This is a genomic window from Thiohalocapsa sp. (assembly GCF_019695415.1).
Classification (GTDB): Bacteria; Pseudomonadota; Gammaproteobacteria; order Chromatiales; family Chromatiaceae; genus Thiohalocapsa.
In genome coordinates, this window is the sequence record NZ_JAIFKJ010000520.1 from 1 (window position 1) to 6,011 (window position 6,011).

The 6,011-nt window shown below is 66.7% G+C and carries 5 protein-coding genes and 1 pseudogene; 2 read left to right on the plus strand and 4 right to left on the minus strand.

What is annotated here, in order from left to right; translation table 11 throughout:
- The 4 genes and pseudogenes from I6U14_RS14475 to I6U14_RS14490 all read right to left on the minus strand — a co-directional run.
- Positions 1-1,406, minus strand: a pseudogene (locus I6U14_RS14475) (hypothetical protein); the annotation flags it as partial.
- A 19-nt stretch (positions 1,407-1,425) separates the two neighbouring features.
- Positions 1,426-2,340, minus strand: coding sequence for a DUF481 domain-containing protein (locus I6U14_RS14480; protein WP_296900223.1), 915 nt, complete (start codon positions 2,338-2,340; stop codon positions 1,426-1,428).
- A 152-nt stretch (positions 2,341-2,492) separates the two neighbouring features.
- The gene (locus tag I6U14_RS14485) at positions 2,493-3,359 is read right to left on the minus strand and encodes an ABC transporter substrate-binding protein (RefSeq protein WP_296900224.1); all 867 of its coding nucleotides are present in this window, start codon (positions 3,357-3,359) and stop codon (positions 2,493-2,495) included.
- Complete coding sequence (locus I6U14_RS14490) at positions 3,356-4,630, minus strand: cation:dicarboxylase symporter family transporter (RefSeq protein ID WP_296900225.1); 1,275 nt, start codon at positions 4,628-4,630, stop codon at positions 3,356-3,358. Before I6U14_RS14490 ends, I6U14_RS14485 begins: the two co-directional genes overlap by 4 nt.
- Before the next feature lie 814 nt (positions 4,631-5,444).
- Between I6U14_RS14490 and I6U14_RS14495 the strand changes: the two genes are divergently transcribed.
- Positions 5,445-5,729, plus strand: coding sequence for a hypothetical protein (locus I6U14_RS14495; protein WP_296900226.1), 285 nt, complete (start codon positions 5,445-5,447; stop codon positions 5,727-5,729).
- Between the two features lie 11 nt (positions 5,730-5,740).
- Positions 5,741-5,926, plus strand: coding sequence for a hypothetical protein (locus I6U14_RS18325; RefSeq protein WP_367115673.1), 186 nt, complete (start codon positions 5,741-5,743; stop codon positions 5,924-5,926).
- Positions 5,927-6,011: the final 85 nt, after the last annotated feature.

Sequence of the window (6,011 nt, forward strand, 5' to 3'; positions counted from 1 at the left end):
CCGGTGGGCAGCTCGTCGAAGCGCTTGATGGTCGTCGGCAGGCTCGATTGTGCCGCCTCCAGCCCCCCGAGCCTGCGCAGCAGCAAGTCCTCGGACGCGATGGCGTTGTCCAGCAAGGTCCGGCGCTCATCGACGAGATCGACGAGCCGTGCCCGCATGGACGCGGGCGCATCCTCGACACCCGCGTCGGCGAGCAGCGTGTCGACGTACGCGTCCGTGTCCGCCAGCCGCTGCTGCTCGCGCCGGTGGAGCACGCGCTTGACGCCGCTCTCGCTCGCCAGCTCTTCGCGCGCCCGCGCTTCACGTCGGAAGGTGCGCAGGTCGGGCAGGGCCTGGCGCTGTTGCTGCAGCAGGTTGCCGAGCTCGCCGCTCAGATTGGCGCCGCCGATGTCGATGACCTCGCGTGCGCTCTCGAAGTCGCCTTCCAGCTGTTGGCGCAGCCGCTCGGTGGCCTCGGTCTGCAGCCGGATCTCGTCCAGCCGGGTGACGGTCTCGGCGATGTCGGCCGACAATGCGGCGTTCTGCTCGGCGAGCTGCACCACCAGGGGGTGCCGACCCTCGGCGTCCAGGCGCGCCGCCTCCGCCGCGGCCCTGGCGCGCTCCGCATCCGCCTGCCGCCGCTGCGTAACGAGGCCCTCCAACAGCGCGAGTCGCCGGCCGATGGCCGCCGCGTCCTGGGCCGCCTTGTCGCGTTTCGCCTCCAGGAGCTCCAGGCGGGCCGGCTGGCTCAGCAGCTCCTGATTGAGCATCTCGATCTCAGCGGCCAGCGCCTCGGCCCGGGTCTCCAGCGCCCAGCGCCGCGCCTGCGCCTCCGCGGATGCCTCGCCGGAGGCGGCCACCAGCTGGCGTTGCGCCAGGTTCTCGGTCTGTTCCTGTTCGGCCGCCTGCAGGCGCTGGCGGATCGCGGCGGGCCGGGCGGCCGCCGCCTCCAGGCGCTGCGACAAGTCCGCCAGCCGCTTCTCGGTCAGCGCGAGGTCGCCCCTGTCCTGTTGGATGAAGGTCTCGAGCTCGGCAAGCGGGGTCGCGTCATCCACTGGCAAGGCCACTGTCGGGGGCTCGGGCGACCCGGCGGCGCTCGCCTCGGTCAGCCGCTCGCGAATCACCTGAGCCTCTGCCGGTGCTGTTTGCAGGGCCTCCCGAAAGGCTTGTGCTTCGGCTTTGTCCGCGGCGGCCGCTTCCAGGTTGCGCAGCGCGCGCTGGTACAGCGACAGCAGACGGCTCTTGGTCTCCTCCGGCAGATCGGCCGCCGATTCGGTCTCGGCGATCTTTGCCTGGAGCGTCTGCGCCGTCACCGGCGGCGGCTCGCCACCCGGCGCTTGCTGGCCGGCTGCCATCGGGCCAAGCAGCGCCAGCAGAAAGAGGCCGACCGCCAGGAAGCGGCGCACCCGCTGGGGCTTCGGCATCATGACGCGACCCCGCCCAAGCTCACCATTCATAGCCAAGTTTCAGGCGCAGCGTGGTATCCGTTGTCTCCGCCGCCAGGGCCGGGTCGCTGTCGTAGTCGTATTCGAATTCGACGGCGCCGGTGAACCCGCCGGCCAGCGGCACCCGCAGGCCCGTCCAGGATTGCCAGAGATACTTGTCATTGCCGTCCAGGGCCGCGTAGCCGAACTGGCGGTGGTAGGGCTGCAGTCGGTCCTGCCAGACGAGCTGGTCGTAGCGCAGGAACCAGGCCGCGCCCGCGAAATCCTGGTCTGGATGGCCATAGAAGTCCTCCTGCAACAGCGCGGGGCCTGCCTCCACGGCCAGATTGAAGGCCTCGCTCTCGGCGAGCAGGTAACCGACGGCGGGCCCACCAAGGGTCCGCAGGCGCAGGTCGGCGAAGCGATTATGCTCCAAGGCGAGCCAGGCGACGCCATACCAGCGGGACGGAAAAACGCGGCTGTACTGGTTGAAGGTGGACCACTTGTCGGTGGTCTTCTCGTTGTCGTTGGTGTCGAATTCGAGCGCACCCAGGCTGCGGAAGCGATGCCAGCCGCGGCGGTATTCCAGCTGGTAGTCGAAGTCGATCTCGTCCTTGTCCGTGTTGCCGCGCTCGTGGCTGAGGGCAAAATTGACGCGGCCGCCGAGCTCGCTCCCTGGCGTGAACGGCGACCATAGCGCGGGCTCGGCGGCGGCTGCCGTTTGGGATGACGTCGGGGCGCCGGCCGGCGAAGTTGTCGGTTCTGTCTTGCACACTGTCGTGACTGCCTGCGGACTCGCGTCCGACCCGCCTGCGGCCGGCGCGGACGCGGCATCGGATCGCCCTGCTGCGCCCAGGTCTGCGACGGCGGCGCCGCGGAGCAGGGAGCGCACCTGGCCGCGGTCGATGGCGATGATGCCGGCGTACGCCGTCTTCAACAGTATGCTGTCGCCATCGGCTTCGAGGATGGTCCCGGTCAGGCGATCACCCGTGGTCGTGATGATCTCATCACAGAGAGCAGCTTGAGCCCACGCCAAACTCAGTGGACAGAGCATCGAGGCCGCAAGGGCGGCTCCTGAAAGTCTCGACCTCACTCGGATTCCCGATTCTGATTCAAATAGCGTTGGACGATCTCGGCATCGTCCAGCTTCCCGACGTGATCGGCAAGGTAGAGGTTGATCCAGCGCAGCAGATTGGGCGCATCGGGACGAATGGCGATGCGGATGTCGCTGGACTGGCGGATGTCCGGGTCCACTGCGACATAAATCGCCGTCGCCGGATTGCGGCGCATGTAGTAGTCGATTTGCAGACCACCATGCATGGCGGCGAATGTCTCGCCGCTTCTCACCGCCGCCATCATCGCATCGAGGCTTTCGAACAACCGCAGCCGCGACGTCGGAAAATCGCGTTCCAGATTGGTTTCATACACGCTGCCCGCGACAACGCCCATCAGGAGCTCCGTGGCCACCGGGTCCTCGGCGATAGCCCGCAACGTCTCGATGCCGTGATCGCGCTTGAGCTCCGCAAACCGGGCGCGGTTGTAGACCAGGCGGCCGCTCTGCTTGATGTAGGGATGGGAGAAAAATACATAACGTGCTCGACGCGCCCCGCTCGACAAATAGGAAACGGCAATGTCCGCCTCCTTGCGGGCGACCACGTCGACGACGCCGTCGTAGGTGTCCGCGGTGCGCACGAAGACCGCCTCGACCCCCAGCTTTTTCGCGAGGTCGCGCGCCAGGTCGGGCTCCGAGCCCGCCGGGACGCCGTTCGCGTCGGTCATGATCATGGGCGCGGCATCCCCGGCGCGCAGCGCAACGCGGATAACGCCGGCATCGAGAATGCGCTGAATGTCCGGGAAGATCGCGGGCTCCTTCGCAACGACTTGAGCGAGGGGCAATGCCAGGGCCAGCAGCCAGGCAAGCCCGACGGCCATCATCCGCAACGGTTTCCGGCTCATGCCGCCTCCGACTGGCGAGGGTCCGCCGCCAACGGTGGCTCTTCGGGTCGCTCCTGGCCGCGTCTTGCGGTCATGACCGTCAGTGTGACATTCGACTGCAGCGTCAGTACCGTGCGCACCGGCCCGATGATGTTGTCCGTCGTGGCCAGCACCACCAGCGCCATGGAGGTGGGGATGCCCACCGCGCCCAGAATCGGCGCCACCGTGGGGATCAGCACCGCCCCGCCGCCGACCGCGGTGGCGCCGGCGATGATGGAGCCGATCGCAATCACAACGTAGTCCTGGAAGCTGAGGTCGATGACGTAGATCTGCGCGAGGAATACGGTTAGGAAGGAGAGCAGGAATACCGCACCATGCTGGTTGGCGAAGATGCCGAAGGGTATGACCAGGTCGGGCACCCGCCGGTCGACGCCGTAGTCCTGCTCAAGCGTGTCCAGGGTCGCCGGCAGCGCGACGATCGGGTTGTTGGTCATGAAGGCCAGAACGTTGGGGTTGCTGAGCTTGGACAGCGTCGCGATGATGGGACCGCGCACCGCCAGCCAGAACAGCAGCATGTAGGCGACCATCAGAACCACGCCGCCGACGTAGAAGGTGATCACGAACTTGGTCAGCGCCAGCAGCACCTCGGCGTCGATCTCGGCCACCACGCCGGAGATGAACATCAAAAGCCCCGGCGCCAGCAGCAGGATCGCCCAGCGGAACAGCTGCATGAATGCGTCGTAGATGGCCTTGAAGAAATCGAGCGCGGGCCGCGCGGTCTCGCCGTCGATGAGCCCGAGCGCCAGGCCCAGGCAGACACTCAGGAACACGATGCTCATGACCTGGTTGGCGCTAAGCGCCTCGAACGGGTTGGTCGGGATGATCTGCGCCAGGAAGCCGAGAATACCGCCGTCGGCCCGCGCCGCCGCCGGCGATTCGATGATCAAGGCGCCGATGCTCTTCTCTGCCTCGGGGCCGAGCCCCGTGCCGGGCGCGAGCAACAGCGCCGTCGCGATGCCCACCACGCAGGGCAGGATCAGCCCGACGACGTAAAGCCCGGCCATGGGCTTGAACAGCGGCCGGGTGTTGTCGTCGCGCAGCAGCCCGGCGATGCCAATGACGATCGCCGTGATCAGGATCGGCAGCAGGCACATGGAGAGAAAGGCGATGTAGATACTGCCGATGGGGTACAAGGCGCCGCCCACAGGCTTGGCAAAAAGCCCGATGGCAAAGCCGCCGGCCACCGCGGCCAGCACCGCCTTTGGATCCGTCAGAATGCGCTTGAGGTTCATTAGAGGGCGGTACAGCTGGCGTGGGGTTGGGACAGTGCTCGCACCGGACTGGGCCGTGTTGGGCTGGGTTGGGCTACCCCGAATCTTCGCAGATGCCGGTGAGCAGGTGCCCAAGGCTTGTTACGACTGCCTGTGTCGGGCTTCGGGGGCGATCGCAGGCTCGCGACGGCGGGCAACAGGCGAGCAGACCATAATCCGGTCTCCCGATTATGTTCATGGGTATGGGCGGTCGCGGGAAATCAAATCGGTAAGCGCCCAAAATGGGCGGCAAGGCGCACGCCACGAGCAGGCCGCGCCGTCATGGAGGGCCGTCACCGCCGGGACCGCCCGGAGCGCTCTGCGGTCCGCGCCCGGGCAACAGTTCCGAAACGCGGCACATCAGCCGCTACCCGTTCCTTCCGAAGGCTGCCTTGCCCCACATGTCGCGATACGCTTCGCCTCAGAAGCCAGTACCTGAGCGCGTTCACAGTTCACGGATCCGCTTGAGAAGGGACTGCAGCCTGCCGCGCCGCCTGCGCCGTTACGACGGGCTCGGCGAACCGACAGGACACGGCGCCGCCGTCCTTCACGCGCCGGGTGGATGCGGCCATCGTCACGCTCAGGCCTTCCGTCCCTTGGCTCCGGCAGAAAGCGGACGCCAGGCGTGATGCCTCGGAGCGACCGAGCTCGGCCAGGATCGGGCATCTGGACTGACTTACGGGTTCGGCTACTGTACGCTTTGTTTGCGTGCTCCTTGGCCCCACGCCTTGCGGGAGATCCCGGCCAGCGTCCCGTCCAAGGTCGTGCACAGGGTCGGAGAAGACGCCATCAAGTCATGGCCCATTCCCTGCACCCCGGCGCACAGACTCGATCGGCGAAATCGGGCCTCCAGCATATCCGCAATCTCGAGATGGCAACACTCCACACCACCATTTCCGATGACCTGTCCCGCCAAGTACGCTCGATGGCGCGTGCGCGGGGCATACCGGTTCAGCATCTGGTCGAGGAGGCGCTCCGGAGCATGGTCTCACCCGAGCCTTTCGCCAGCGACGCTGAAACGCTCGCGGAGATGGAAGCCATGGAATCCGACGTCCTGAAGGATCTTCCTTGGGAAGAGTAAGACGCGGCGATGTGGTCTTGGCGGCTGCGGCCGGGGACTACGGTAAGCCACGGCCCTGGCTCATTCTGCAAGCCGACCATTACAACGACTCGGAACGGCCTGGCTCGGTGCTGGTGTGTCGTTGGGCCTCCGCTGAGGAGAGCGGGCACCTTCGCAGAGTGCCTAGGGCCGTTAACGATGTTACTTGTGAGACCTGACCCTCTTAGCCCTTGACCCCCTTAGCCCTCCAAAGAGAACTGACGGCGCGTCAACGGCTCAACGCAGCGTTCCGCGGAGTATTGA